Here is a 24,579-nt window from a genome sequence, read left to right on the forward strand (position 1 = left end):
TTTAGTTTAGATACCGAGAGAAAAACCGCAGCACGCAGCGCGTGCTGCGTGCTGGGAGGGATTAACGCGCGCCAGGCTCGGCGAACTGGGTCATCCAATCTTTCACTTGGTTATACCAATAGATGGAGTTGTTTGGTTTTAAGATCCAGTGGTTTTCATCGGGGAAGTAAATCATTCGCGACTCCACGCCACGGCTTTGCAAGGTACGAAATAACTCAAAGCCTTGCCCAACCGGTACCCGATAATCAAGCTGGCCATGGATAACTAAGGTTGGCGTATTAAAGTTACCGGCAAAATAATGCGGCGAAATACTTTTATAAATGTCTGGTTTGTCCCAGAAATTGCCAAAGCGGGTAGAATGTACGGCAAAGTCCGCCGCCATTTGCGAATACATGTTGTATACCGCGGCATGGATCAGCAGGGCTTTATACGGATGTTCGGTACCCAACAAGATAGCACTTAAGTAACCACCGTAGCTGGCGCCACCGGCCACCATTCGCTCGGTATCGATCCAGGGTTGTTGCTGGAACGACGCGGTCGCGGCTTGAATATCGGCTAAAGGTTTCGTGCGCCAATCGGGGTTAATGGCATCGGCAAAGTCTTGGCCAAAACTGCTAGAGCCATGGAAGTTAGGCCAGGCCGTAACATAGCCCCAAGAAGCAAAGGTTTGTGCATTCCAGCGGTAGCTAAAGCTATCGCCAATGGCATTGTGCGGGCCGCCGTGGATCAGCATAAAGAAGGGATACTTTTTGCTCTTATCAAAGCCCGGTGGATAATGCACCCACATTTGGATATCTTGGCCTTCAGCACCTTTATAGGTAACCGATTCATAGGTGCCTAAGTTTGTTTTTGAAAGTAATTCATCATTAAAGCTATCCAAACGCGTGGTATTACCCGAGCGCACATCCACTTTCACCAAACGAGCAGGATACATAAAACTGTCGTTGGTGGTGACTAAGGTATTTTTACCCGCTAATACCGGGCTACCAAAGCTGGTGTTTTTGGTAATGGCGCGTTGTTTGCCATTCTTGGCATCGACATAAAATAAACGGCTGGTAGCCGCGTCATCCACACTGGCGTAAAAGCCTTTACTGTCTGCGGCCCAAACAAAGTCACTGACTGAGCGATCCCACTCAGTGGTGAGCTCACGGGTGGTTTTCTTCGCTAGGTCGTAAACCATTAAACGTGCGGTATCGGCATAAAAACCCTGAATACGCTGGCGGCTAAAGGCCAAGCTTTTACCATCAGGGCTAAAGCTGGGGTTCGCATCGGGGGCTTGGTTATCCGGTGTAATGTTGTCAGCTTTATCGCTACCGATGGCCGCTAAAAACAAATCAATTTTTGGATCAACGCTGTTGCTTGAACCATTGGCATTAAAGGCGATATAGCGCTCTTGCGCATCAATGTCGTAGCTGCTGGCGTTTTGGCTAGAGCGCGGTAATTCAATACCGACTTTTTGGGTGATAGCTTCTACTTCACCGCCTTTAGCAGGCATACGAAAAACATGCGCTTGGCGATTTTCATCTATCCAATGGTCAAACTGTGAATAAGGCAGCGCATTCCACTGCCACGCTGACACTTTTTTCTCTTTATTGGCTTTTAGCTCGCCACTCATTTCTTCCCAGGTTTTGCCTGGCCAAATACGGCTAACAAAATACAGGTGCTCCCCGACCCATTTCATACCATACACGCCAGTGGGTACTTGTGTTAAACGCTGTGCTTCGCCAGGGCTGGTAAGAGGTAACAGATAAATTTGCCCAGCATCGTCTTTATGCCGTTGGCTGATAAAAGCCAAGGTTTTACCGTCTGGCGAAAAGGTGGCTTCGCTGGCACGCATGCCTTCAGCGGTAAGGGGGCGTTGCATTTTACCATCGGCGCTAAATAGCCAAAGCCGGGTATGGCCTTGATCGGCGGGTACATCATAGCGGGTCACGGGCGCGACAATCATACTGCCATCGGCGGAGGCAACCGGAGTGCCAATGCGCTCTAATTGCCATAACCGCTCTACACTTAAGCTGTTATCTTCAGCCGGGTTAGCCAGGGCTAAGAGTGGCCAAAACAAACACAGCAACACGAATTTTTTCATCGTAAGACTCCGTATTATTGAATGCCGATCAGTTTGGTTTTTTATAAAACGCGGTTTGCTCATATCCACATGCCATAATCATGCATGGCCTGTCAGGGGTGATTTAAAGCAAACCGGTCATGCTTTACTGATCGGCATTACCGTATTATTAGGTTATTTTTCTGAAACTTTACCGTTAGAATAGTAGCACAAAGCCTTACTAGGTTAAGGCGTTCTGCCGCAAGAACTAAGGCGTTAAACGGGAGTATCTATGCCACTGGTTGGTGTGACAACAGCGCCGCCGCTTGTGAGCGAACTCGCCATAGGTTTTGGCGATCCGCAGGCACAAATCTGTGTGTATGTTGCAAAGCGGCCACCGATGCAGGAATATGCGGCACTTAATCATATACAGCCGCTAAGTACCGGTGAAATTGCTGCCATTAATCAGGCCTGTGGTAATGGCTGGCGCAAAGTGTTTAATGTGTATGCCAAGCTGCTCTTTACCCTAGATAAGCGGCAGTTTACTTTCCAACAAACCGCCGACAGTTGGCAGCAATTCCGTGAGCAGCAGTTATTACAAACCGGCAGTAACACGGCGTTGTTATTTAGCCTGCCGCAGTTCGCCGTTAACCGCCATGCAATCCATATTATTGCTGGGCGCACCCATGCCAAAGCGCTGCTAGATGCGGGGTTAGCGGCGCAATTGCACTGGTTAAATCATGAGTTTGCTTTTGATCGCCAGCAGCGCCTATTGGTCTGCCCCTATTTTGACTATCGGCAACTGAATAACGAAAAAATTCAGCGGCTTGCAACCCTAATAAGTGAGTTACCTCATGTTAAAACCTGACGCGTTAACCGAACAACTGACCGAGCTATGCAGCTTATTAGCCGACTATCAATTTGGCGTAGGCGGCAGTTGTTTGCTATGGCAACTAGGACTAGTGGCGAAACCCACCGATATCGATTTGGTGTGTACTGAAGATCACTTTGCCCAAATCAGCGCCTTGCTGATTACTGCGGGCTACCAAACACAGCAGATACCGTCAGATCCGATGTATGCCACCGCCAAGTTTAGCCATTTTCGCCATGCAAAAGGCTGCAGTGTTGATCTGATGGCCGGTATTGCAGTGCGAAAAGACAATACAATCAGCCGCTTTGCTTTTCATCCTGAGCGCTGCCGCTGGCAAGATGGCATTTGTTGGATGCCCCCTGCCGATTGGTTGCACATTTACCAGTTGTTTGGTCGCAGCGAACGGGTTGCGCAACTGCGGCAGTATTTAGTGCAGTTGCGCTTAGGCAGTTTGTCTTAACGATTGACCAACAACTCAGTCAGTACCTGTTTGATAAAGTAGGCCACCGCACCAAGGGTGCTAATGGGCAAAATAAACGGGATAATGCTGTAAATTGTTTTGTCAAAAAAGCCAATCAACAAAAAGAAGATGACAGGCGAGACGGCCAACAGCAACGTAAATCCTAGGTGTTTTTTGATGATGTTCGCTATGTGTTTTTCTGTGATTTTGTTCATCGCATACTGTCTTATGTTATAGCTATTGGCGCAGAACTAGGGTCTTTTCTGCTGGACCGGCAGTAACAGAAACGACTGTTAATGATTAACAACTTGCTTTGTTACATTTTAAAAATATCTATTGTAACTTTTGACCGCCACATGGTGAATATTTACTCTGACAATTTATTATCTTAAAAAACGCATTGGCGCCGGCCATTGAGAAAATTTACCAGATTTATATAAGGTGGCTATGGTTGTTGGCTTTCATCATTGCTGCAGCACAAGTTAATTACAACTTACATGGTTGTAACATTTTCTCGGCCTTGCATTAGTATTGCTGTCTATTTAACAAACTCTTCCAGTGTATTTAGCGAGCTTACTGTCAGCTATTTTTACAAAATCAAGTTATAAAAATAGTTAATTTTTAATAAACTGTTTTAAATTAGTGACTTAGCTAAGTGGCGTGAATATTGCTGCTTTCAAAAGTTGCTCTAATTGCTATAGACAACCTTCCTACGTTAATAACAATAAATTAGTGTTAAAAATAATAACAACCCAAGGAATCTTTAAGTTTGCAAAACTTCTTGTTTTGAACGACTAACAGTCTCCCTCTAGCCTTGTTAGGTATTTAAAAAGAATTTTGCTTCGTTGTCTAAAGAACAATAATGATAAAGCGGGAGAAGCAAATGAAATTCAATAAATGCCTGATAACCATAACTTTATCGGCAGCATTGGCCAGTATGTATGCAAATGCAAATACTTCGCCATATATCGTCCAAGTTGATTCTAGTCAGCTTACTGCAACAGGCCCTGCCCCGGCGATTCAAGCCGCCTCAGGTATGTACATCGTTGAGTTAAAAGGTGCTACAGCAATTAATATGGCGGCCCAGCTCGGCGAGCTAAGACCGAGCAACCAAATGGTGTCAATTGCTGGTAATAACTACAATGCTAAATCACCAAAAATTGAAGCCTATGCTGCAGCTCTCAAAGCTAAGCAAGTTTCTGTTGCTGCTGAAATTGGTGTGTTGGATGTACTTCACAAATATGTACACACCTTTAATGGATTCTCGGCCCGTCTATCTCCAGAACAATTAAATGCAATAAGTAACCACCCCGACGTTGCAGCAGTATACCCAGATGAATTACATCAATTACAAACAGCTAATACACCTAAGTTCATGGGTTTAGTTAGTGATGCAGGTGATGGTTTACACGACACCGGTATTGTAGGCGAAGACGTAATTGTAGGCATATTAGACTCTGGTATTTGGCCTGAAAACCCTTCGTTTAGCTCAGAAGGAAACACTTTTGAAAACACTTATGGACCCGCTCCAGCGGGTTGGAATGGTGAGTGTAACGTAGGTAGCGTTGGTGCCGCTGATGGCATTGCACCTCCGGATGAGTTTACCTGTAACAACAAACTAATTGGCGCGCGCTATTTCGGTAGTGCATTCTCAAGCGTATACGATATTCGGTTTGAATTAGGCGAGTTTGCTTCTCCCAGAGATGCTGATGGCCATGGTAGCCATACTGCATCAACCGCCGCGGGTAACGCAGGGGTAAGTGCGACGTTGAGAGGCGCTAATGTTGGCGCCGTATCGGGTATAGCCCCTCGCGCAAGGATTGCCGCTTATAAAGTGTGCTGGAACTCAAACTATACAAATGCAAGTGGAACCGCAGAAAGAGGGTGTTTCTTTGGTGATAGCTTAGCTGCTATCGACCAAGCGGTGGTAGATGGTGTTGATGTATTAAACTATTCTATCGGTAATTCCCAAGCAATTAATTCGCCGGTTTATAATGCATCACTCAGTGCTGCTAATGCCGGTGTGTTCTTTTCAGCCTCAGCGGGTAACAGTGGCCCGACTGCTGCCACAGTAAGTAATATTGCACCATGGATTACCACAGTAGCAGCGTCTACTTATGATGGTGTTTCTGCGGTTATTGGCAACGAGTTAACAATAAATAGCGGCACATTAGCACCCAGCGGTGTTTTTTCTGTTCCTGCAGTTATTGGGGCTCCGGTTCCTGTCGGTGGCTTAACAGCAGATCTAGCGCTTGCTAGTCCAATTGAGGCTTGCGGTCCTTTAAGTAGTAACTTGACAGGTAAGATCGCACTTATTGCCCGTGGCGGTTGTCCATTTGCTGATAAGTTATTAAATGCTCAGGCTGCGGGTGCCATGGGTGCGGTAGTCTATACACTCAGTGGTACACCTATTGCAATGGGTGGTACTGTCACGGGCTTGAATATCCCTGGTGTAATGGTGTTCAATGCTGATGGCCTAGCTTTGGTAAATAGTGTTAATACAGGTGTAACGAATGTGACAATGTCACTCAATGGTGCTGCGACAGAGGCGGTTGAGGTTGGCAATATCATGGCGAGTTTCTCTTCACGTGGTGTTAATACGCAAACCGGTGATATTCTTAAACCTGACATCACTGCACCGGGTGTTCGCATCTTAGCGGCGACTAGTCCAGCGCAGTTGCGATTTGGTGGTAACCCACAAGGTGAAAACTTTGCCTACTTGCAAGGTACCTCAATGTCTAGCCCACATATTGCGGGTATGGCGGCATTGCTAGCGGGTCAGTATCCGGGATGGAGCCCAGCGAAAATCAAATCAGCCATGATGACAACCGCTCGTCAAAATCTGGTAAAAGAAAATGGCACCACACCAGCGAGTCCATTTGATTTTGGCGCGGGGCATGTAGCGCCAGCTTCATCATTAAACCCAGGCTTAGTTTATGACGCAAACTTAGGGGATTACCTAGGGTTCCTTTGCGGACAAGGCGAAGCGGGGCTAGTCTCTTCAGTCCGTTTTGGTGCTAATTGTAACGATATTACTGGTTCTGGCTTTGCTACTGACGCCAGTCAATTGAACTATCCATCAATTGCAATTGCTCAGCTTGCAGGTAAGGAAACCATTTCTCGTACTGTAACTGACGTATCGGGTGATGGTGGCTCTTACACAGTAAACGTTGAAGCGCCTGCAGGCACCACGGTCACGGTAAAAACCTTTGATGCTGCTGGTAATGCTATTCCAAGTGGTTTGTTAGAAGTAACGCCAAACGGTAAAGCAAGCTATAGCTTAACCTTTAATTCAGTACCTGGCTTCCCAGTTAATCAATGGGTGTTTGGTGCAGTAACTCTTGAGCGTACCGATGGTTTGACTGTTCGTAGCCCGATTGCGGTGAATCAAGTGCCGTCGGCTACTATTGTTGTTCCAGAATCACTGTCATTGAAGTTGAACCGGGGCCGGGCATTGTTCTTTGTTGAAACTTTGTACTCAGGTAGCTTCACTGCTGATTATCAAGGGCTAAGTTTGCCGTTTGGTGTAAATAAAACTTCACCTAGCAACCCGGGCGCATTTAACTTTGGGGTAAATGTAGCGGCTGCGAACCGTTACACTACGTTTGAAGTGCCTGCCGGTTCTACGTTACTTAGAATTAGCACACGTGACGCATTAGTCAGCGTTCCGGGTACTAATTTAGACTTAGAGCTATGGGCGTGTCGCGCTGCGGGGTGTTCACCTCTCCAAAACTCGAAAGGTCCAGATGCCAACGAAGATATGATCATTGTTAATCCACAAAACTCAGAAAACACCGATATTAACTTCTATTTGTTAATGGTCCAAGGCGTGAACTTGCTTGGCAATAATAGTGTTAACTATCAGGCGCTTATTTGGATTGTTGATGACAAAGAGAATACAACACGTGTATCTGCTTCACCACGCGCAGTTGATGGTCGTTTACAAAACATTTCTCTGTTGACCCGTGACTTAAATCCAAATGGGTTATACATGGGGACCGTGACGTTTACTGATGGCAATGGTGAAGTTCAAGGCACCACAGCGCTTGAAGTACAACCATAATAATAAGAAACGCCGGAGCAACTAGTTTGTTCCGGCAACCTATAAAAATAAGGAAGTCGATAATGAAAAATCTGCAAAAACTATTAAGTCACTCGTTGTTGTTAATTACATTAATGTTCACCACCTCTTTTGCTGCTAATGCCGGTCTGATCAATATCAAGCACGACATCATTGGAAGTTCTTTTGGGAAAATGGGATCTATTGAGGTTCAAATAAGTGATAGTTTGCTAAATACTGGTTATTTGGATACTAGGTTTAGCGATCAGATTACTTTAGTAAATATTAATCTGAGCGATCTTTATCCTTGGGGAGACTTGTTTGATATTTTCTTATTTGATGTGGGTATCGATAGCAACAACATTTACGCGGGTATTGAGTTTTTCGAGTTCGATGGTGATGATGTAGGTTTCGGTGCGGATACATGGAGTTACTATATGCTTTTTGATGCATTTTCATTCGGATATTTAGAAGTATTTGACCTTAATCGTACTTCAGTGTTTTTTGAGGAGTTTACTCTAGGCGCTGCTCAAGTCGTACCTGCACCTTCAACGCTAGTTTTATTAATGTTGGGAATGGGCGGGTTAATGTTGCGTCGTAAGCGCATTATTTAAGCTTTTTTTGATTTTGAGAAAACCCAGCTAAGCTGGGTTTTTTATTTCTTGTTTTATGAGTATCTAGGTATAACCGCGTTGATAAGGCGTTATTTATATCGTCGTTTTGAATAGCTTGAATTCAAAACAACGTGGAGGAATGTAACTGCTTTTGCTTTTAACAAACACTTCGATAATGAATACTAAGATTTTTGCAGAATGTCATCGTGCATAACGTGTTAGCTGCTATCGCAAATGCCGCTCTCATTACTCAAGTAGAGCTCAGAAGTGAAGCTATGCGGTTGCACCAGTTATGGAGTAAGAACTAAAAATAGTTGAGAAGCAAAGTAAATAGGAGCAAGCCATGCAAGCGTTAGAGCTGAAAATCCCGCCGTTGATTTTGGTGTTGTTGTTTGCGCTGGCGATGTGGGTGATCGTACCTTTGACACCGCCTTGGTTGCGGTGGCATACGCTTAGTGTTTTCTTGGCTGCAGGTTTTGTTAGTGCAGGAGTAGTTGTGGCGTTGATGGGCGTGTTTGCGTTTCGACGAGCGAATACTACGGTAGACCCGCGCGTACCGCAGCAAAGCTCTAGTTTGGTCAATCGGGGTATCTATCGTTATAGCCGTAACCCTATGTATCTGGGGTTCTTACTGCTGCTAATCGCATGGGGCTGTTATTTACAAAGCGGGGTGGCATTGCTGTTACTGCCAGTGTTTGTGCTGTATATGAATCGGTTTCAGATAATGCCGGAAGAGCGCCATTTACAGCAGAAGTTTGGCGCTGACTATCAGGCTTATTTTACGCAAGTAAGGCGCTGGCTGTAATTGGCCAGCGCCTTATGATTACTTGCCTAACAACGGCTTTAAATATTGGCCAGTATACGACTTGTCACAAGCAGCCACTTGCTCGGGTGTGCCGGCTACCAGAATTTCACCACCACCGTTGCCGCCTTCTGGGCCGAGATCGACAATCCAATCGGCGGTTTTAATCACATCGAGGTTATGTTCAATCACGACAATGGTATTGCCATGATCGCGCAAGCGGTGCAGTACGTTTAGCAGTTGCTGAATATCATAAAAATGTAAGCCGGTAGTCGGTTCATCCAAAATATACAGGGTTTTACCGGTGTCGCGTTTGCTCAGTTCGCGCGCCAGTTTCACCCGTTGTGCTTCGCCGCCTGATAAAGTGGTCGCCGACTGTCCCAGTTTAATATAAGTAAGCCCTACATCTTTTAGGGTTTGCAGTTTACGGTTTACTGCCGGTATCGCTTCAAAAAACGCCAGGGCGTCTTCGACCGTCATATCCAGCACTTCGTGAATGTTCTTGCCTTTGTATTTGATCTCGAGCGTTTCGCGGTTATAGCGTTTGCTTTTACAGACATCGCACGGCACATAAACATCGGGTAAAAAGTGCATTTCCACTTTAATTAAGCCATCGCCTTGGCAGGCTTCACAGCGGCCGCCCTTAACGTTAAAGCTAAAACGGCCTACTTGATAACCGCGAGAGCGGGCTTCTTGGGTGCCGGCGAATAGCTCACGTACCGCCGTAAAAATACCGGTATAAGTGGCGGCATTCGAGCGCGGGGTACGGCCAATCGGGCTTTGATCGATATCGATCACTTTATCAAAGTGCTCTAAGCCTTTAATGTCTTTGTGCGGAGCCGGATCGGCACCTTCGCCTTTATTCAACACACGATGGGCAACGCGAAACAGCGTGTCGTTAATCAGCGTAGACTTCCCTGAGCCCGACACACCGGTAATACAGGTCATCACACCAAAGGGGATTGCTAAATCAACGTTTTTCAGGTTATTACCGCTAGCACCGGTCACTTCTAACCATTTATCGGTTAATGCTGTGCGCTTCTCTGGTACGGCAATTTTGCGCGTACCGGCCATATATTGCCCAGTGAGAGACTCCGGCTCGGCCATTACCTGCTCAAGGCTGCCTTGCGCCACGATGTAACCACCATGCACGCCTGCGCCCGGGCCAATATCAATAATATGATCTGCCATGCGCACGGCATCTTCATCGTGCTCGACCACAATCACCGTATTGCCTAAATCGCGCAGGTGGGTCAGCGTACCTAATAAGCGATCGTTATCACGTTGATGCAAACCAATCGACGGCTCATCCAACACATACATCACCCCCACTAAACCCGCACCAATTTGGCTGGCCAAGCGAATACGCTGTGCTTCACCGCCCGAGAGGGTTTCCGCACTGCGTGACAAATTAAGGTAATTTAAGCCGACGTTGACCAAAAAGCTTAAGCGGTCTTGAATTTCTTTTAATACTTTTTCAGCAATTTTGGCTTTTTGCCCCAGCAAGCTAAGCTGTTGGAAAAAGCTTAAGCAATCACCAATCGACAACTCCACCACTTGCGGTAAATTGGTTTGGCCAATAAACACATGCCGGGCCTCGGTGCGTAAGCGGGTGCCGTGGCAACTCGGGCAAGGTTGGGTGGCGAGGTATTTACTCAGTTCTTCGCGAACTGAATTGGACTCAGTTTCGCGGTAACGCCGCTCCATATTGGGCAAAATACCTTCAAACGGATGGCTGCGCTGCACAATATCACCGCGATCATTTAAGTATTTAAAGTCAACAATGGTATTGCCGCTGCCTTGCAAAATGGCTTCTTGGTGTTTTTTACTTAGGGTACTGAAGGGGACATCGAGCTGAAAACCATAATGATCGGCCAGCGCTTTGAGCATCTGAAAATAATAAAAATTGCGTTTATCCCAACCGCGAATGGCGCCACCTGCCAGGCTTAACTCGTCACTGACGATGACTTTTTTCGGATCGAAAAATTGTTTTACGCCTAAGCCATCACAGCTGGGGCAAGCACCCGCCGGGTTGTTAAACGAGAATAAACGCGGTTCTAGCTCGGCCATCGAATAACCACAGGTTGGGCAGGCATAATTGGCCGAGAACACCAGCTCTGGGGCAGTACTATCATCCATTAACGCCACTTTGGCCACGCCGCCAGATAACTGCAAGGCGGTTTCAAAGGATTCGGCTAAACGTACTTTAATGTCGTCGCGCACTTTAATACGGTCGATCACCACTTCAATGGTGTGTTTTTTTTGTAAATCGAGTTTTGGTGGATCTGATAAGTCACAGATTTCGCCATCAATCCGGGCGCGAATATAGCCTTGGGCGGCTAAGCCTTCCAAGGTTTTGACATGTTCGCCTTTGCGCTCTTGTACCACCGGCGCCAGTACCATTAGCTTGGTGCCTTCAGGAAACTCGGCCACTTTGTCGACCATTTCACTGATGGTTTGCGCGGCCAGCGGTAAATCATGCTCGGGGCAACGCGGTTCGCCGACACGTGCAAACAGTAAGCGCAGGTAATCGTAAATTTCGGTAATGGTGCCCACGGTAGAACGCGGGTTATGCGAGGTCGATTTTTGCTCTATCGAAATAGCCGGCGATAAGCCTTCGATATGATCGACATCGGGCTTTTCCATCAGGCTTAAAAACTGCCGGGCATAGGCCGATAATGACTCAACATAGCGGCGCTGTCCTTCTGCATACAAGGTATCAAATGCCAGTGACGACTTGCCCGAACCTGATAGGCCGGTAATCACCACTAGTTTATCTCGGGGAATTTGCAGCGAAATGTTTTTTAAGTTGTGGGTGCGGGCACCCCGGATATCAATTTTGTCCATTCAGGCTTCCAGTGGTGGTTGGCGTGCTGTTTGCTGTACAAATATACACTAATGGCAGGGTTAATAGCCAGTATCGAGCTAGAATTGCCCCTGCTCAAGCTATTTTAGCAAGGTAAAACACCCATCAAGCGCTTACTTACGTATTGAAGTGGGGTTTAGCTTAAAACGCCGAAATTTATCTGTAAACCGTGATTTTTCAGTTAGCTTACTGGCATGCCTTGTGGCGCGTGATATGGCCAGTTAAGTTGATGCAGGGTAACAGCGCTTGGTTAAGGCAACCGGTCGTTAGTTATACCGCCTGCTCAGTTTTTTTATGCTAAACTGCGGCCTTCGTGAAATTTAATATCTAGCAACGCTCTGGCAGAATGCATCAACTAAATTCTCTTGAAAAACGCGCGGCCATCGCACTGGCTTTAGTTTTTTCTACCCGCATGCTCGGGCTCTTTATGCTATTACCGGTATTTGCCCTGTATGGTAAAGAGCTGGTTGGCTTTTCACCCTTGTGGATTGGTTTAGCGATTGGCGCTTATGGTCTCACCCAGGCGATTTTACAAATTCCTTTTGGTTGGTTATCGGATAGAATTGGCCGGCATAAAGTGATGTTGTTGGGGCTGTCATTATTTGTGCTTGGCTCGGTAGTCGCTGCGATGGCTGAGTCAGTGTATATGGTAACACTTGGGCGTGTACTGCAAGGCGCCGGTGCTATTGCGGGTGCCGTGTTGGCGTTAGCTGCGGATTTAACCCGAGAAGAACAGCGCCCTAAAGTCATGGCGATTATTGGTGGCAGTATTGGTTTATCCTTTGCGCTGGCGATGGTGTTGGGGCCAATTTTAGCGCGTTGGGCAGGGCTTAGCGGCGTATTTTGGTTTACCGCCGTGTTAGCGTGTGCGGCGATGCTGATTGTGGCTTTTTTAGTGCCACACAGTGTGAGCCGTTCGGCTGGCGCTGAAACCATAGCGTTACCGCAAAGCTTAGCCAGTATGTTGGCGCATGGTCAGTTGTTGCGTTTAGATGTTGGTGTAATGCTATTGCATCTAATGTTAACCGCTATGTTTGTCGCTTTGCCGCCGTTATTACTTAAGCAGCAGTTAGCGGCAGAGCAGCATTGGCAGGTCTATTTACCGGTGCTGTTGTTATCGTTTGTGTTTATGGTGCCGATGATGATTATTGCGATGCGTCGGCAGCAAGAAAAACGCTATTTTTTAATTAATGTTCTATTATTAGTTATAGCAATGTTAATTAGTTGGCAGGCGGCTACCCTCTGGGGTCTTGTTTTGGCATTGTTGGTCTTCTTTATTGGTTTTAACTATTTAGAAGCCAGTTTGCCCGCCATGGTTTCGCGTGTTGCGCCAGCAGGACAACGCGGTAGCGCCATGGGCATTTATTCCAGTAGTCAATTTTTGGGCGCCTTTTTTGGTGGCTTATTAGGCGGCACCTTGGCACAGCAATTTGGTTTTAGTGCAGTGTTTGCAGGTTTAGCCTTGATTGGTTTAGTATGGCTGGCAATTGCCAGCACCATGCAGGTGCCTGCGCGTTCTCAGCGCTTATCGTTACCGGTTTCGGTAACGACTGAGCAGCAAGCCAATCAGTTGGCCAGCAAGCTGGCCGCGTTGGTGGGAGTTCAAGAGGTCACGATATTGTTAGCAGATCAACGTTGCTATCTGAAAGTTAGCTCGCAGCAGTTCGATTTAGCGCAAGCTCAGTCTTTGGTTGCCAACAGCAACCAGTAACATTTTTGCAGGAGAGATACGCATGGCGCGTGGAATTAATAAAGTCATTTTAATCGGTAACTTAGGTGCTGATCCTGAAGTGCGTTACATGCCGCAAGGCGGTGCTGTTGCGAATATGACTATCGCAACGTCAGAAAGTTGGACCGACAAAGCGACCAATGAGCGCAAAGAACAAACCGAATGGCACCGTATTGTGATTTATCAGCGTTTAGCTGAAATTGCCGGTGAATATCTGCGTAAAGGCTCAAAAGTGTACATTGAGGGTAAGCTTAAAACCCGTAAATGGACCGACAAAGACGGCGTAGAGCGTTACACTACGGAGATCGTGGCAAACGAGCTGCAAATGTTGGATGGCCGTGGTGAAGGTCAACAACAAGGTGGCGGTATGGGTGGCGGTCAGCAAGGCGGTTACCAGCCTCGCGGCCAACAAGGCGGCGGTAATAATAATTACCAGCAAGCGCCACAGCAAGGTGGCAGTAACTATCAGCAACCAGCGCAAGGCGGTGGCGGTTATCAAAAACCTGCACAAGCTCCTCAGCAGGGCGGTGGAAATTATCAAGCACCTAGGCCCAATCAGCAGGCTGCACCAATGGAACCGCCAATCGACTTTGATGACGATATTCCGTTCTGACTCACCACTTTTTAGAATGTAAAGACGTTTTGTTAAGACGTTCTAAAAAGTTATTTAGATTAATAAGTTATCCTCAAAAATCAAGTTGTATACCTTTTGGGTACCTCAACTTGGTGTTTGAGGATTTCTTACATTTTAAAATGTAAAGACAAGTCTTCCCCGCAGTAAATCCGTCACTATTTGCCCACCCCGTCAGTGTTGTTTTGTACAAAATAAGTGAAAATACATAGTAACATAACCAAAGTTTTTTCAATTAAAACTCTTTCAAAATCAGTGCTATACTACACCTGTTCTTGAGGTGGCAGGAGGAAAGCCATGACCTATTCTGTACGTTTGATCAGGGTCGAAGCACATGGAGACCGTGAGGTTCTCGTCACTGATCACGACGGTATGCCACCGATTGCAATTAATATGTACCTGGCTCGATTTCGTGCAAGGTCACACTCCTATCGCCGAGCAGTGGCTCACGCTGTAGTCAAAGTTCATTTGTGGGCAGAATCCCTCAATATTGATTTGTTGGAGCGCATAAAGAGTGGTGAGTTTTTACACTTTCTGGAAATTGAGTCTTTCGCAGAGTACTTGCGATATCGTATCGATGCACCAACGCTGGCACCGCAATCTATCGAAGTAGCACAAAGCAGCTTCGTTTGCAGGAATACATTCAAAACCAGAGCAAGTCAGGTAACTGCTTACCTGGAATTTATCGGGCAGGTTTTTGCGGGCAAACGTAAAAGTAGTGATCCGTATAACGTTCATTTAGCCAACTTCATTAGCGCCTTCAGGAAGACACTCTATGAAGGCGGAGGGGTGAAGCATGAAAAAGCACGCTATGGATTGACCGACGACGCGGTTCAGAAATTATTGTGGTGGGTTGATCCATCAAATCCATTAAACCCATTTCAAGAAAGAGTACGAATTCGAAATCAGCTTGTTATCTGGATGTTTTTGTTCTCAGGGATAAGGCAAGGCGAGCTGCTTTCATTGCGGCCAGATGCGTTGGTTAAAACACCTTATTCACATTTATTGCGTGTCACTCAGAATTCGACGCTTGATCAAGATCCCAGGGCTAACCCACCGGATGTAAAAACGTTTTCTAGGGTTATTCCCGTCCCCAAGGAAATTGCCGAGTGCATCGACATATATATTCAAACGGAGCGTAAACAGAGGGGGAGAATAACGGGAAAAGTGGCGCCATACTTATTTTTAAACTCTGCGCTCGTACCAAGGCCCATGACATATCGATGCGTGTATCACATTTTTGAACGCCTTAAGAAAGTTGATCCGACGCACTTTGGTACGATTCAACCTTACCAACTAAGACACACTTTCAATGATTTACTTGCATTGGACCCGAGCCTTGATCACAAGACTGACGAGTTTAAAAACGTTCAGCGTGACGTTTGTGGGTGGAGCAGTAATAGCGAACAAGGAATTAATTACACCAAGCGATCGAGAGAAATTTTAGCGGCGAGAGCCTTGCAAAATATTATATCCCAGTTTAAATTGTAAATTGTGACGTTTCTGGAGCAGGAGAAATACGCTTAATTATCGACCGATTTCGGTCAATTGAGTTGCTGTGTAAGCCAAAATAACTTACTAAGCACTAAACTAAATTTGAAACTTGTTTGTGTAAAACGTCATTCCTTGAATGCACATTTTTACCTTACTTAGCCGAAAAACTCGAAGTGATCTCAAGCCCTATGTGTATAGGGAGGGGTGCTTCATGGCTAATGAGGTAAAAGCCTATGTCACGTGCAAACCACACCAGTGTAACATCAAGCGCCTATAGCAACAGTGGTGCTGCTGTAACCCCTTTATTTAATAAAGCGTATATCGTTACTCGCTCCCGGCGTGTCGACACCTCTGGTGATGTCTGGCAGATTGGAGAATCTACCCCAATCATTTTAAATTGGGATGCGCTTTCTTCACTACCGAAGCAACTTGTTAGCGAAATCAAATACGCTTTTAAATACTACCTTGAAAAGCTATCTCCCCTTACTGTTTACAATGTGATGGATGTGCTCAAACGCTTTGCGTTATCTGTGGATGACTGGGATGAGGAATCTCCTCTTTCGGAGCAGTTAAGCGAATACATCTTCGATTTCATCATAGCCAATCGTCGGCACAGCGATGAAAGCCCTCTCAATCATTTGAGGCACTGGTATCGGCGCTCGCATAAATTAGGTCTGTCTCTTTTTGAACGCAAAACCTGTGACGTCCTTGCACGGTTATCGTTTAAAGGCAACATCAAAGGCCTGGATGTGATGGTTTACATGAAAGACCGCTCACCTTTACGGTCACATGAGCTCAAATTAGTTCGTGAAGCATTGACGGAGTGTCGGCAGCAAATCACACCTTACGACATGATATTCCATTACTTGGTGATAACCTGGATTTACGTGATCCTTGGCGTTCGGCCGAGGCAACTTTTGCTGCTAATGGCCTCTGACTTAATCGTAAATGTCGATGAGGAAACAGGACAAAAGAATTATTTATTGAACGTCCCGTCGGTCAAAAAGCGGCATGAGCTTCCACGGACTCGGTTTAAGTCTCGCGTACTGCCGCATTTCCTCGGTGAAATGTTGGAGCAAGTAATCGCATATAACTATGGCGACTTATTCCGAACAGATGTTACCGGGAAGGAAGAGCAACATTTGCTGTTTATTACCCCGCGCAAAACAAGTAGACAGCTGCGCCAAGCGACGTTTGAACGATATGAGAACGCCCTATCATCCTCTTCCTTCAGTAACGCCCCCAGCTTGGTACTGGATTTCATTAATAAGCATCGAGTTGCTCGGGGCAAGGCAGAAATTGATATTAAATTGACCGCTCGGAGGTTAAGAAAAACCTTCGCGACGCACGCTGCCTCAATGGGAACAAGTGCAGTGCAGCTCATGGACTTACTTGACCATGACGATTTGCAGCATGTCATGGTGTACTACCAGCTGGGCGTCAATTTTGCGATTAGGGTTGATGACGTTTATCAACAGTATTTCAGCGAACACATGGCGTATTTCCAAGGGGATATAACGCTTAAAGAGTTAGTCGAGCGGAAAAATATCCACACCGTTTATGGGCCAGACTCGTTGCAAAAGTTAGTCGGAATTGGCTTATGTGCGAAAGGGACACCTTGCTCGCTCCAACCTCCTTATTCCTGCTATTCATGCAATAAATTCGAAGCAACCAATGATGTTTCAGTTCATCAAGAGGTGCTTGCAGCTATGCAGAACGAGGTTCGGGAGAAATTTGGCGATGATGTCCCGCCTGGGTTTTATGCTGCAAGCCATATAAAAGCATGCGATGAATTAGTTCGTAGTCTGGAGGTGGGCCATGAGTAACATGAATCCGTTAAAACTCAATTACGCTCTATTACCTAATGTTAAGGTTGATGAGCCAGATTCACCTCTCGGACGCATCGCTCGGTTATGGACGCCGACCCAAAATTGTGAGGAAAATCTTACCCAATTTATTGAACTGGGTAGAAAGCTTTGTACCCTCACCTTTAAGGGGCAAATAGACTGGGATCAGCACGTTTGGGATATTAGTGGTTTTGAATCCACTGTTAGTGTCAGACGGGTAACATCAAAAAGTAACATACTTTTCACTATCCGCTCTGGTTTGGAACGGCGTCAAAAACAAAAACGAGATGACGAGAGGCCTTTCCCAGAGCCTTTCTGCTCGTTTGCCAAAGCACTCGTCATGACAGCTCATGCTAATCGCCCGATTAGCCATCAGGCACACATGGTGTTGATGCGTGCTCTTCGCTATTTGCAGGAAGTGGCAGAGATAAATGGGTGTGATCATGTCACTAATTTTAACCCGGGCCTGTTTGATGAGGCGATAAAACTCGCCATGCAGCAAAAAGAAGAGGACACCACACTTTACGTCACAGGTGAAAAGCTGAGTTACATCGCTGATCGGATGCGCGAGCTTGGCCTTACCGTAATGCCTATTCATTGGATTAATCCAATAAAGCGAAGCGATAGGCATGGGGGAGCCTTGCAAAGAGGTAATTCCGCGAAAGCTCAACAACGGCGAAGTGAGATGTTACCTAAAGCGGAGGTTTTAGTCTTTTTCTCTGCTTTATGGCAACGTTATGATGAATTGGATGAGCAAGATAAAGCTCTGACTTGTATGGCAGTGGTGCTCATGGTTTGCGGCTTCCGAATGGATGAATTCGTCAGCTTGGACATTAATTGTATTCCGTCCCGCAAAGAATTTATGTCATACGAGCCAGAGATCGACCCGCAAAGCGGCAGGTATTGTCGACTGCTTAAGATCCGTGTGTTGGCACGTAAGCGCTATGTATGGGACAGCAAAATTGTCCCTCCAAGTATGACCGACATCATTTTTACGGCGATCGAACGTTTGACCGCGTTATCAAAAGAGCAACGTGAAGTAAGCCGGTTGCTGTTGGAAGAGGGTAAATGGAAAAAGTTTATCCACTTCTCTGATAACGACCTGTTGACCTCTGCTCAAGTGATGAGAATCATAGGCTCTTCTTCAATAAGTAATACCATAACGACGATGAAACGCTATGGTGTAAACCCCGCGGCGGCTTCTGAGCATAGAAAAACGCTCTTTAGAGTGGGGGATATTCATGACAGTTTTAGCAATGCATACAAGGCGCGTATAAAACCGATACTGAAAGGTATTGGGATGGGCGCCATTAAAATTCCGGTATGGGACTTAATCACTTTACGCTTTAAGGATCAGTACACGCCGAAGGAGATGCTTAATGTCTTCGCCGAGCCGCTAACTGGGACTCAAATCCAAGACTTCTTTCGAGGGCGGGATTATGTATCGCGCGTCTCAGGAGAGAAGGCTCGCACGCTTAACGTCTTCGAGCGTTATAGCTTTCCAGAGCTGCAAGGGGCACTAGACGATGCCAGCGCAAGAACTCACCAATTCCGGCATTTATTGAACACGATTATGCAGGAGTCAGATGCTTTCTCCCAAGAGGAGATAGCGAGAAACTTCCTGCGATCAGGAACCCGGGACAACAACGCCTATAACCATCGCCAGCAGTCGGGTGCAGCACAGAAAGCGATAGAAAATATATTTTACTCAGTTTTTACTCAATCTGAAGAACTGTCTGTGGAGAGGGCCGCTGCTCTAGCCCGACGGTTTCCTTTGCTCTCCCCGGATGAGCTTACTCACGACCTTGAAAGCTTGGGTAGCTCACACATCATGGACATTGGTCGTTGCCGTCATGATTACGTCCAAGGCCCTTGTGGGCTGCATTATGCGTGTTTGCATAACTGTAAGCACTATCGACGGACAAAAGGAGATCCGATGGAAATTGCGCGTTTGACGGAGCGAAAGAGAATTGCTCAGATCCAAATGGAACGCGCATTAGAAGATGCAGAGGACGGCTTCACCGGTGCAAACGCTTGGTATCAACACCACAAGGAATTGGTTGATGGATGTAATGCAGCACTGGCAATCGAGGACAACCCAGAGCACAAGCAAGGGGACATCGTGCAGATCTTCCCCAAAGGACGTGATTCCTGCGAGGTGACACAATGATATCTCGGTATATTACAGAGGATGTCACAGAGAAAGTCCTCTCGCTGCTAGGTGAGTACGCAACGGGTCAGCTTGGGACAGATTTGTCTTGGGCTCGCCTTGAGAAAGCGTTTGGCTATTCACGCCAGGCGCTGAGTGCAAACCAAACCATTAAAAATAAGTTTAAGGAAGCAAAACGGTCTTTGAAAGACCATAAGAAGGGCGCCTTAACCGTAGTGGCTGATGCTGATGAGCTAGAGTGGCTGAGGAAAGAAAACATCGTGCTCAAGAACCGCATCGCTGAGTATGAAAAGCGTTTCAAACGATGGATTAACAACTGCCACAAGCGAGGCATAAACCCCTTAGATCTTGATGCACCAATCGGAATAAGCCCTAAAACAGCTTACAGAAGCCGTGAAAATTTGCCTTAAATAAAAATAATGTCGAATATATTTGACATATGTCAATTGTTGACGACACTTAACATAGCAACTGAACATGGCTAAGTAAGTGCAAATCGTGGATTTATTCGTTTGCCAGGGAGGCATCAACTTTAATGGTGAGGTGCCTGATGATGACGCTCTCTGCAAACATTCTGATCCAATCTCTGTATGAGAAGAAGACCCAGCGTTCCCGATTGCTAAATGTGCGGGAGTATCTGCTTAATGCACTACAGATCCCACGTTACAAGCGGAGTCTGATTTTAGTATTGGGCAATGGAAACGAATCAACGAATGCAGATGCTTTGCAAAATTGGCTCGAATACCAATCGAAGTCCGATCCCGACTTTTTGGGATCTTCGTTAGGCGAGATTGAATCGCGTCTTTTACATCACTTGGAAAAGCGGATGGAATACTGGCCTGAATAGCTTATTCAGGCTTACTTTTCTGGGACGTGCTCAATCAGTTTTTCCACGGGAACGTTGAAATAATTGCAAAGGCGGTCGATGGTGTCAGTCGTGATATTACATTGGTGTGAATTGATCATCCGTGACAATGTTGCTCGGTGGATATCTGTCTCAAGTGCAACATCTTTTAATGTGATTTTCCGCCCGTCATCAAAAGACTTTTGCTCAATCAATGTTAATAAGTGGTACCTGATCATCCGTCCCTCCGTGTATCCCAAACCCTATCATAACTGGTTTTACACCAATGAACACCAACCCAGTTTTTTGAGGTGAGGAATGAAGGCTATTGTGCGTGACTCTGATGGTACCCTGTCATTGCGTTTTAAAATTTTGGGCTGCCGATTTTGTGAAAAAACGGGGTATACGGATACCTCCCGAAACAGATATGCACTCACCCAAACCAACCTGAAGATCCAAGACGACTTGCATAATGGCCTCTTTGATTACATGAACCATTTCCCGCATAGTCAAAATGTGTCGATAATCAACTCATTGCAGTCTCGCTTTTTGTCACCAGGTTGGAGAGGACTGCCAACATTTGAATCTTACTATGCTAACAACTATCGCGGAACTCACCGTGTAATTTCCGATGAAGTGTTCAGATTCATCGTGGCATGTATTGGTAACGTAAAAGTAGATGAAGTCGTTGGATACCATCTGTTGAAGTTGGTTGATGTGTTACGCAATGTGCTCGACTTGAGTCAAGATGAACTCGGACATGTCATATCGATGATTGTCGATGTACTTGATAGTGCCGCGATATGCTATGTCTTCCCTCGCCCATTTCGCTTTTCACAAAGACATTTTGACCGGGATGATTATCCGCTCTCACATCGTGATGTTTTACGTATAGCTCATCATTTACCAATCAAATACCGAGAATACTTCTTGTTGAAATACTATCTCGGCATTTCAACCAAAGAATTACTGGCGCTTGAATGGTCGATGTATGACCTTCACACATCGTCATTCAGATTAAAAGAGAAAGATGTTTATGTTGAGCCATATGCTCGCAGGTTACTGTTTCACCAAATGAAGAAAACAGGAAACTTCAAATATGTGCTGTCTGAAACCAATGGGACAAGGCGCAGCCTTGACCTTATTTGGGTTCATAAGATTTGTTGGCCGAAAGCTTGCGCTAAGGCGGGCTACTCAGAGCTCGGCGTCAACGTATTAAAAAAGGCCTCAGTCGCTTATCTGTTTGAAGCAGGGTTAAGTGTAAACAGCATTTGTTGTCAGACAGGGTTGCACTGGCGTCCTGCTGTGCACCGCATCCTGACACAGCACATCATCAACCACAGATTGTAGCGCGGTTTAACACAGGAGGGGATGGCAAACCAATAGTATCCTAATTGAACAGAAATTTTTCTGATATGAAACGGTCGATTTCGCTCATAGACCACCTCGTTTCGCATTATGAAAACGCTAATCAATAACTCATCAGAGGAAGACCGCTGCATTAACCTGACGATTCAATTTTTAAGAATATGATGTAAGTAATTATAAAATATTAATAATTACAAGCTCTCTTTAACATGTCGCTCATGGGTTGACAGACAACCTGTACTCCGACTTCAACTAATGATGGTTATGACATGTTAAAGTTAAACAAAGTAGTTAAAGCAGCATTATTAAGCGTTTTGGTTACCGCTGGCATCATTGGACTGGCAGTTGCTGGTAACCCGGCAAGATCACTTTTGACTCCAAGCAATCACTCATTAATTATGATTGACCACCAGCCACAGATGGCGTTTGCAACCCGCTCACACACTCTGGAAGGCTTGCTAATAAACGTAACACTGGTCGTCCATGTTGATGCTTGTCATGCACTTATATAGTGAACGCTATGGAGGATAGAGTGTAATGATGCTTCGACTAATCCCCTTTTTGTTCCTTGCCACAGTAGTGGCTGCTAGCGAAGCCGCAAGTGATGTTGAGCATGATCGGGAGCGGTAGCAACGCTGCATTGGTTGTCATGCTGAGTTTGGAATATCAGAAATCGGCTCTAACCCAAACTTAGTTGGTCAAAATGCGGCATACCTAAAATGCACCCTGACGGCCTACAGGGATGGCGTGCGAAAAGGTGGTATGGCAGTGATTATGCGTCGAAATGCCGCAGACTATCAGACGAAGAAATTCAACTATTAGCAAGGGAGAACAGCTACTTCAAGCAACAACAACTGACATTAGATCGATTGGGCCTGTATACAGCAGACATGATACAACTTGTTGAAGAGTTTGATAAAAGTGGGGTTGCTATTCGCTTCTTGGATGCCGGGATAAGCACCGAAGGCGGAATGGGCAAGATGGTTGTCACAATACTGTCAGCCGTTGCTCAGGCTGAGCTCCATCGTATCTTGGAGCGCACCAATGGAAGCCTACAAGAGGCTAAAGCTTGGGGGAGTAAGTTTGGTCGTAAGCCCTCAGTCGATAGAGAAAAGGTTTTGCAAATGAGGGCTGACGGAATATCTGCCGCGGCAATATCAAAGGTGCTTGGTGTTGGCCGATAGACAGTTTACAAAATTTTTGTATCCAACGAAATCTAGCCTTATAGCAATACCATCAATCTGCATGTTCACTATTGTTTGGTAAATATCTGAATATTATAGACTTCAACATCTAACGTCTGCAAAATGGCTTACTAACAAGCTGGAATTAAGGAATATTCATGCTGCCTCTAGACCCTTACGATTATTATCTCGACTCCATCGAGCAAATCCTACAGCACTTCCCTGAACAGGAGTTTACTCATGTGATGGCCAAGGTGCTCCAGCAAAACCATAATGAAAAAAACCAAATATACTGGGACAAAAATTTCAGTTCCCTTGCGTCATTGTTTTCTCTCACTTTCGAAGAGCGTGGTAAAGTGGAAAGCAATAAAAAGAACGGTAGAAATAAAGGAGCTAATATTCCTTCTGCTGTATTCGACAGCTTTTCTTGGTTAAAAACTGACGGGACACTGGTGACCGCTCCCCATTTAAAAATGGTGATGTATGCTCAATACCCTGAGATTCGATTAAGTGCATTACGAGCAAGCAATAATCGAGTACCGAAATCCCTAACTCTGAAATTTGTCACAGAGAATCCAGACGCAAAAAGAGTACTTGTCCTTGGTCGCACATACGATCGTAAAGCGGTAGGTATGATTGTTAGACCGTCTGATAATTTACTTATTGAACTAACTCAGACCGAAGCCCATATGGGTTCAGATACAGTTAAACTTCTTCGGGACAGTGAACTAAATAAAAATGATCTGGCGCTAAGGCTGGCCAGTGTGGTGAATACCTGGCTACCTGGTGTTCGGCGGACCAAGGATAATGAAACAATCCCATTCAATGGAACTCAGGTATGTGGATATACGCTCGAAGATTCACTTGGAATTATTCCCAATGCCGACAAGCACGGCGATTACATGGGGATAGAATTAAAAGCGCACACTAAAAGTAAGCTTACTCTCATGACCACCGAACCGGATATGGGTGTATATGCCGAAGATTTTAGTCGTTTCATGACCAGTTATGGCTATGAGATCGAAGGAGTTTGGAGATGGACAGGTTACCACAAAGCAAACAAACGTAGTGATCGTTCAGGCTTGACGCTCCGCATTAATGGTTATGACAGAAACACCGACATTAACCAGCAGTTGATACCACAATTGCTTTTCGTCGGTCTCTATGACGATGCGGGCAATCTTGCCGCAGGATGGAGTATGGAGCGATTGTTAGGCGGCTGGGATGCAAAACACAACGAAACGGTATATGTGTTTGCAAACAAAAAACTTACTGATAATCCTGATTTAAGGAAAACCGGGCATGATTATGAAGTCATGTTCGATAATAAAGTCGTATGGTGTCGTGGAACATCCCCCCAACACCTTCTTAATGCCATATTAGATGAAGTTATTATTATCGACCCTGCTCCAAAGTATGATCCTAATAATGCAAAAAACTGCAAGAGAAGAACACAATGGCGAGTAAACGATATTTATAGAGCCATACCAGAACTATATGAAGAGCATGAGATAAAACGGGTAAACCCGAATCTCCCTGACAAAAACTGCTAACCCAGCAAAGAGCTCGCCGCTTCAACTCCTACAATTTAACTG

Annotated in this window: 20 protein-coding genes; 16 read left to right on the forward strand and 4 right to left on the reverse strand. The window is 45.7% G+C overall.

The window, feature by feature from the left end; translation table 11 throughout:
- Positions 1 to 61 precede the first annotated feature (61 nt).
- Positions 62 to 2,086 carry a prolyl oligopeptidase family serine peptidase gene (locus ACUJFL_RS01490; protein WP_445428274.1) on the reverse strand — a complete coding sequence of 675 codons (2,025 nt, stop codon included), beginning with the start codon at positions 2,084 to 2,086 and terminating at the stop codon, positions 62 to 64.
- A gap of 250 nt (positions 2,087 to 2,336) precedes the next feature.
- On the opposite strand from ACUJFL_RS01490, the gene ACUJFL_RS01495 reads away from it, so the two are divergent.
- Both ACUJFL_RS01495 and ACUJFL_RS01500 read left to right on the forward strand, forming a co-directional pair.
- Positions 2,337 to 2,912, forward strand: coding sequence for a DUF6942 family protein (locus ACUJFL_RS01495; protein WP_445428275.1), 576 nt, complete (start codon positions 2,337 to 2,339; stop codon positions 2,910 to 2,912).
- The gene (locus tag ACUJFL_RS01500; RefSeq protein WP_445428276.1) at positions 2,899 to 3,375 is read left to right on the forward strand and encodes a hypothetical protein; all 477 of its coding nucleotides are present in this window, start codon (positions 2,899 to 2,901) and stop codon (positions 3,373 to 3,375) included. Before ACUJFL_RS01495 ends, ACUJFL_RS01500 begins: the two co-directional genes overlap by 14 nt.
- Here the strand turns inward: ACUJFL_RS01500 and ACUJFL_RS01505 are convergent.
- A complete protein-coding gene (locus tag ACUJFL_RS01505) occupies positions 3,372 to 3,590 on the reverse strand; it encodes a hypothetical protein (protein WP_445428277.1) in 219 nt (72 codons plus the stop codon). The two genes, ACUJFL_RS01500 and ACUJFL_RS01505, sit on opposite strands and share 4 nt — an antisense overlap.
- Before the next feature lie 668 nt (positions 3,591 to 4,258).
- Between ACUJFL_RS01505 and ACUJFL_RS01510 the strand changes: the two genes are divergently transcribed.
- From ACUJFL_RS01510 to ACUJFL_RS01520, 3 genes are all read left to right on the forward strand, one after another.
- Entirely contained in the window at positions 4,259 to 7,438 is a 3,180-nt protein-coding gene (locus tag ACUJFL_RS01510; protein ID WP_445428278.1) for a S8 family serine peptidase, read from the forward strand.
- Between the two features lie 62 nt (positions 7,439 to 7,500).
- Entirely contained in the window at positions 7,501 to 8,049 is a 549-nt protein-coding gene (locus ACUJFL_RS01515; RefSeq protein WP_445428279.1) for a PEP-CTERM sorting domain-containing protein, read from the forward strand.
- A 343-nt stretch (positions 8,050 to 8,392) separates the two neighbouring features.
- Positions 8,393 to 8,854: a methyltransferase gene (locus tag ACUJFL_RS01520; protein ID WP_445428280.1), complete on the forward strand. Its 462-nt coding sequence runs from the start codon at positions 8,393 to 8,395 to the stop codon at positions 8,852 to 8,854.
- A gap of 18 nt (positions 8,855 to 8,872) precedes the next feature.
- On the opposite strand, the gene uvrA is transcribed toward ACUJFL_RS01520, so the two are convergent.
- On the reverse strand, positions 8,873 to 11,698 hold the full coding sequence (gene uvrA / locus ACUJFL_RS01525; protein WP_445425868.1) for an excinuclease ABC subunit UvrA: 2,826 nt from the start codon (positions 11,696 to 11,698) through the stop codon (positions 8,873 to 8,875).
- 365 nt (positions 11,699 to 12,063) lie between these two features.
- On the opposite strand from uvrA, the gene ACUJFL_RS01530 reads away from it, so the two are divergent.
- The 7 genes from ACUJFL_RS01530 (at position 12,064) to ACUJFL_RS01560 (ending at position 20,435) form a co-directional block, all read left to right on the forward strand.
- Positions 12,064 to 13,428 (forward strand): MFS transporter, encoded by a 1,365-nt coding sequence (locus ACUJFL_RS01530; RefSeq protein WP_445425869.1) that lies wholly within the window; start codon positions 12,064 to 12,066, stop codon positions 13,426 to 13,428.
- A gap of 22 nt (positions 13,429 to 13,450) precedes the next feature.
- Positions 13,451 to 14,059 (forward strand): single-stranded DNA-binding protein, encoded by a 609-nt coding sequence (gene ssb / locus ACUJFL_RS01535; protein ID WP_229586221.1) that lies wholly within the window; start codon positions 13,451 to 13,453, stop codon positions 14,057 to 14,059.
- Positions 14,060 to 14,374: 315 nt separating this feature from the next.
- A complete protein-coding gene (locus tag ACUJFL_RS01540) occupies positions 14,375 to 15,568 on the forward strand; it encodes a hypothetical protein (protein WP_445428281.1) in 1,194 nt (397 codons plus the stop codon).
- 236 nt (positions 15,569 to 15,804) lie between these two features.
- Complete coding sequence (locus tag ACUJFL_RS01545; protein ID WP_445428282.1) at positions 15,805 to 17,397, forward strand: hypothetical protein; 1,593 nt, start codon at positions 15,805 to 15,807, stop codon at positions 17,395 to 17,397.
- Positions 17,390 to 19,588 (forward strand): hypothetical protein, encoded by a 2,199-nt coding sequence (locus tag ACUJFL_RS01550; RefSeq protein ID WP_445428283.1) that lies wholly within the window; start codon positions 17,390 to 17,392, stop codon positions 19,586 to 19,588. The genes ACUJFL_RS01545 and ACUJFL_RS01550 overlap by 8 nt, the downstream gene beginning before the upstream one ends.
- Positions 19,585 to 19,998 (forward strand): hypothetical protein, encoded by a 414-nt coding sequence (locus ACUJFL_RS01555; RefSeq protein WP_445428284.1) that lies wholly within the window; start codon positions 19,585 to 19,587, stop codon positions 19,996 to 19,998. Before ACUJFL_RS01550 ends, ACUJFL_RS01555 begins: the two co-directional genes overlap by 4 nt.
- A gap of 140 nt (positions 19,999 to 20,138) precedes the next feature.
- Positions 20,139 to 20,435 (forward strand): hypothetical protein, encoded by a 297-nt coding sequence (locus ACUJFL_RS01560; RefSeq protein ID WP_445428285.1) that lies wholly within the window; start codon positions 20,139 to 20,141, stop codon positions 20,433 to 20,435.
- 11 nt (positions 20,436 to 20,446) lie between these two features.
- Here the strand turns inward: ACUJFL_RS01560 and ACUJFL_RS01565 are convergent, their stop codons facing one another.
- Positions 20,447 to 20,671 (reverse strand): helix-turn-helix domain-containing protein, encoded by a 225-nt coding sequence (locus tag ACUJFL_RS01565; RefSeq protein WP_445428286.1) that lies wholly within the window; start codon positions 20,669 to 20,671, stop codon positions 20,447 to 20,449.
- Between the two features lie 79 nt (positions 20,672 to 20,750).
- On the opposite strand from ACUJFL_RS01565, the gene ACUJFL_RS01570 reads away from it, so the two are divergent.
- From ACUJFL_RS01570 to ACUJFL_RS01585, 4 genes are all read left to right on the forward strand, one after another.
- A complete protein-coding gene (locus ACUJFL_RS01570; RefSeq protein WP_445428287.1) occupies positions 20,751 to 21,782 on the forward strand; it encodes an Arm DNA-binding domain-containing protein in 1,032 nt (343 codons plus the stop codon).
- Between the two features lie 287 nt (positions 21,783 to 22,069).
- The gene (locus tag ACUJFL_RS01575) at positions 22,070 to 22,312 is read left to right on the forward strand and encodes a hypothetical protein (protein ID WP_445428288.1); all 243 of its coding nucleotides are present in this window, start codon (positions 22,070 to 22,072) and stop codon (positions 22,310 to 22,312) included.
- Between the two features lie 207 nt (positions 22,313 to 22,519).
- On the forward strand, positions 22,520 to 22,984 hold the full coding sequence (locus ACUJFL_RS01580) for a recombinase family protein (RefSeq protein WP_445428289.1): 465 nt from the start codon (positions 22,520 to 22,522) through the stop codon (positions 22,982 to 22,984).
- A gap of 158 nt (positions 22,985 to 23,142) precedes the next feature.
- Positions 23,143 to 24,537: an MvaI/BcnI family restriction endonuclease gene (locus ACUJFL_RS01585; RefSeq protein WP_445428290.1), complete on the forward strand. Its 1,395-nt coding sequence runs from the start codon at positions 23,143 to 23,145 to the stop codon at positions 24,535 to 24,537.
- Positions 24,538 to 24,579: the final 42 nt, after the last annotated feature.

This window comes from Alishewanella sp. HL-SH05, from assembly GCF_052655985.1.

Excerpts from the sequence above, each read along its gene's own strand:
- ACUJFL_RS01490 (WP_445428274.1), bottom strand. The coding sequence starts at position 2,086 with ATGAAAAAATTCGTGTTGCTGTGTTTGTTTTGGCCACTCTTAGCCCTG.
- ACUJFL_RS01495 (WP_445428275.1), top strand. The coding sequence starts at position 2,337 with ATGCCACTGGTTGGTGTGACAACAGCGCCGCCGCTTGTGAGCGAACTC.
- ACUJFL_RS01500 (WP_445428276.1), top strand. The coding sequence starts at position 2,899 with ATGTTAAAACCTGACGCGTTAACCGAACAACTGACCGAGCTATGCAGC.
- ACUJFL_RS01505 (WP_445428277.1), bottom strand. The coding sequence starts at position 3,590 with ATGAACAAAATCACAGAAAAACACATAGCGAACATCATCAAAAAACAC.
- ACUJFL_RS01510 (WP_445428278.1), top strand. The coding sequence starts at position 4,259 with ATGAAATTCAATAAATGCCTGATAACCATAACTTTATCGGCAGCATTG.
- ACUJFL_RS01515 (WP_445428279.1), top strand. The coding sequence starts at position 7,501 with ATGAAAAATCTGCAAAAACTATTAAGTCACTCGTTGTTGTTAATTACA.
- ACUJFL_RS01520 (WP_445428280.1), top strand. The coding sequence starts at position 8,393 with ATGCAAGCGTTAGAGCTGAAAATCCCGCCGTTGATTTTGGTGTTGTTG.
- uvrA (WP_445425868.1), bottom strand. The coding sequence starts at position 11,698 with ATGGACAAAATTGATATCCGGGGTGCCCGCACCCACAACTTAAAAAAC.
- ACUJFL_RS01530 (WP_445425869.1), top strand. The coding sequence starts at position 12,064 with ATGCATCAACTAAATTCTCTTGAAAAACGCGCGGCCATCGCACTGGCT.
- ssb (WP_229586221.1), top strand. The coding sequence starts at position 13,451 with ATGGCGCGTGGAATTAATAAAGTCATTTTAATCGGTAACTTAGGTGCT.
- ACUJFL_RS01540 (WP_445428281.1), top strand. The coding sequence starts at position 14,375 with ATGACCTATTCTGTACGTTTGATCAGGGTCGAAGCACATGGAGACCGT.
- ACUJFL_RS01545 (WP_445428282.1), top strand. The coding sequence starts at position 15,805 with ATGTCACGTGCAAACCACACCAGTGTAACATCAAGCGCCTATAGCAAC.
- ACUJFL_RS01550 (WP_445428283.1), top strand. The coding sequence starts at position 17,390 with ATGAGTAACATGAATCCGTTAAAACTCAATTACGCTCTATTACCTAAT.
- ACUJFL_RS01555 (WP_445428284.1), top strand. The coding sequence starts at position 19,585 with ATGATATCTCGGTATATTACAGAGGATGTCACAGAGAAAGTCCTCTCG.
- ACUJFL_RS01560 (WP_445428285.1), top strand. The coding sequence starts at position 20,139 with ATGATGACGCTCTCTGCAAACATTCTGATCCAATCTCTGTATGAGAAG.
- ACUJFL_RS01565 (WP_445428286.1), bottom strand. The coding sequence starts at position 20,671 with ATGATCAGGTACCACTTATTAACATTGATTGAGCAAAAGTCTTTTGAT.
- ACUJFL_RS01570 (WP_445428287.1), top strand. The coding sequence starts at position 20,751 with ATGAAGGCTATTGTGCGTGACTCTGATGGTACCCTGTCATTGCGTTTT.
- ACUJFL_RS01575 (WP_445428288.1), top strand. The coding sequence starts at position 22,070 with ATGTTAAAGTTAAACAAAGTAGTTAAAGCAGCATTATTAAGCGTTTTG.
- ACUJFL_RS01580 (WP_445428289.1), top strand. The coding sequence starts at position 22,520 with ATGCACCCTGACGGCCTACAGGGATGGCGTGCGAAAAGGTGGTATGGC.
- ACUJFL_RS01585 (WP_445428290.1), top strand. The coding sequence starts at position 23,143 with ATGCTGCCTCTAGACCCTTACGATTATTATCTCGACTCCATCGAGCAA.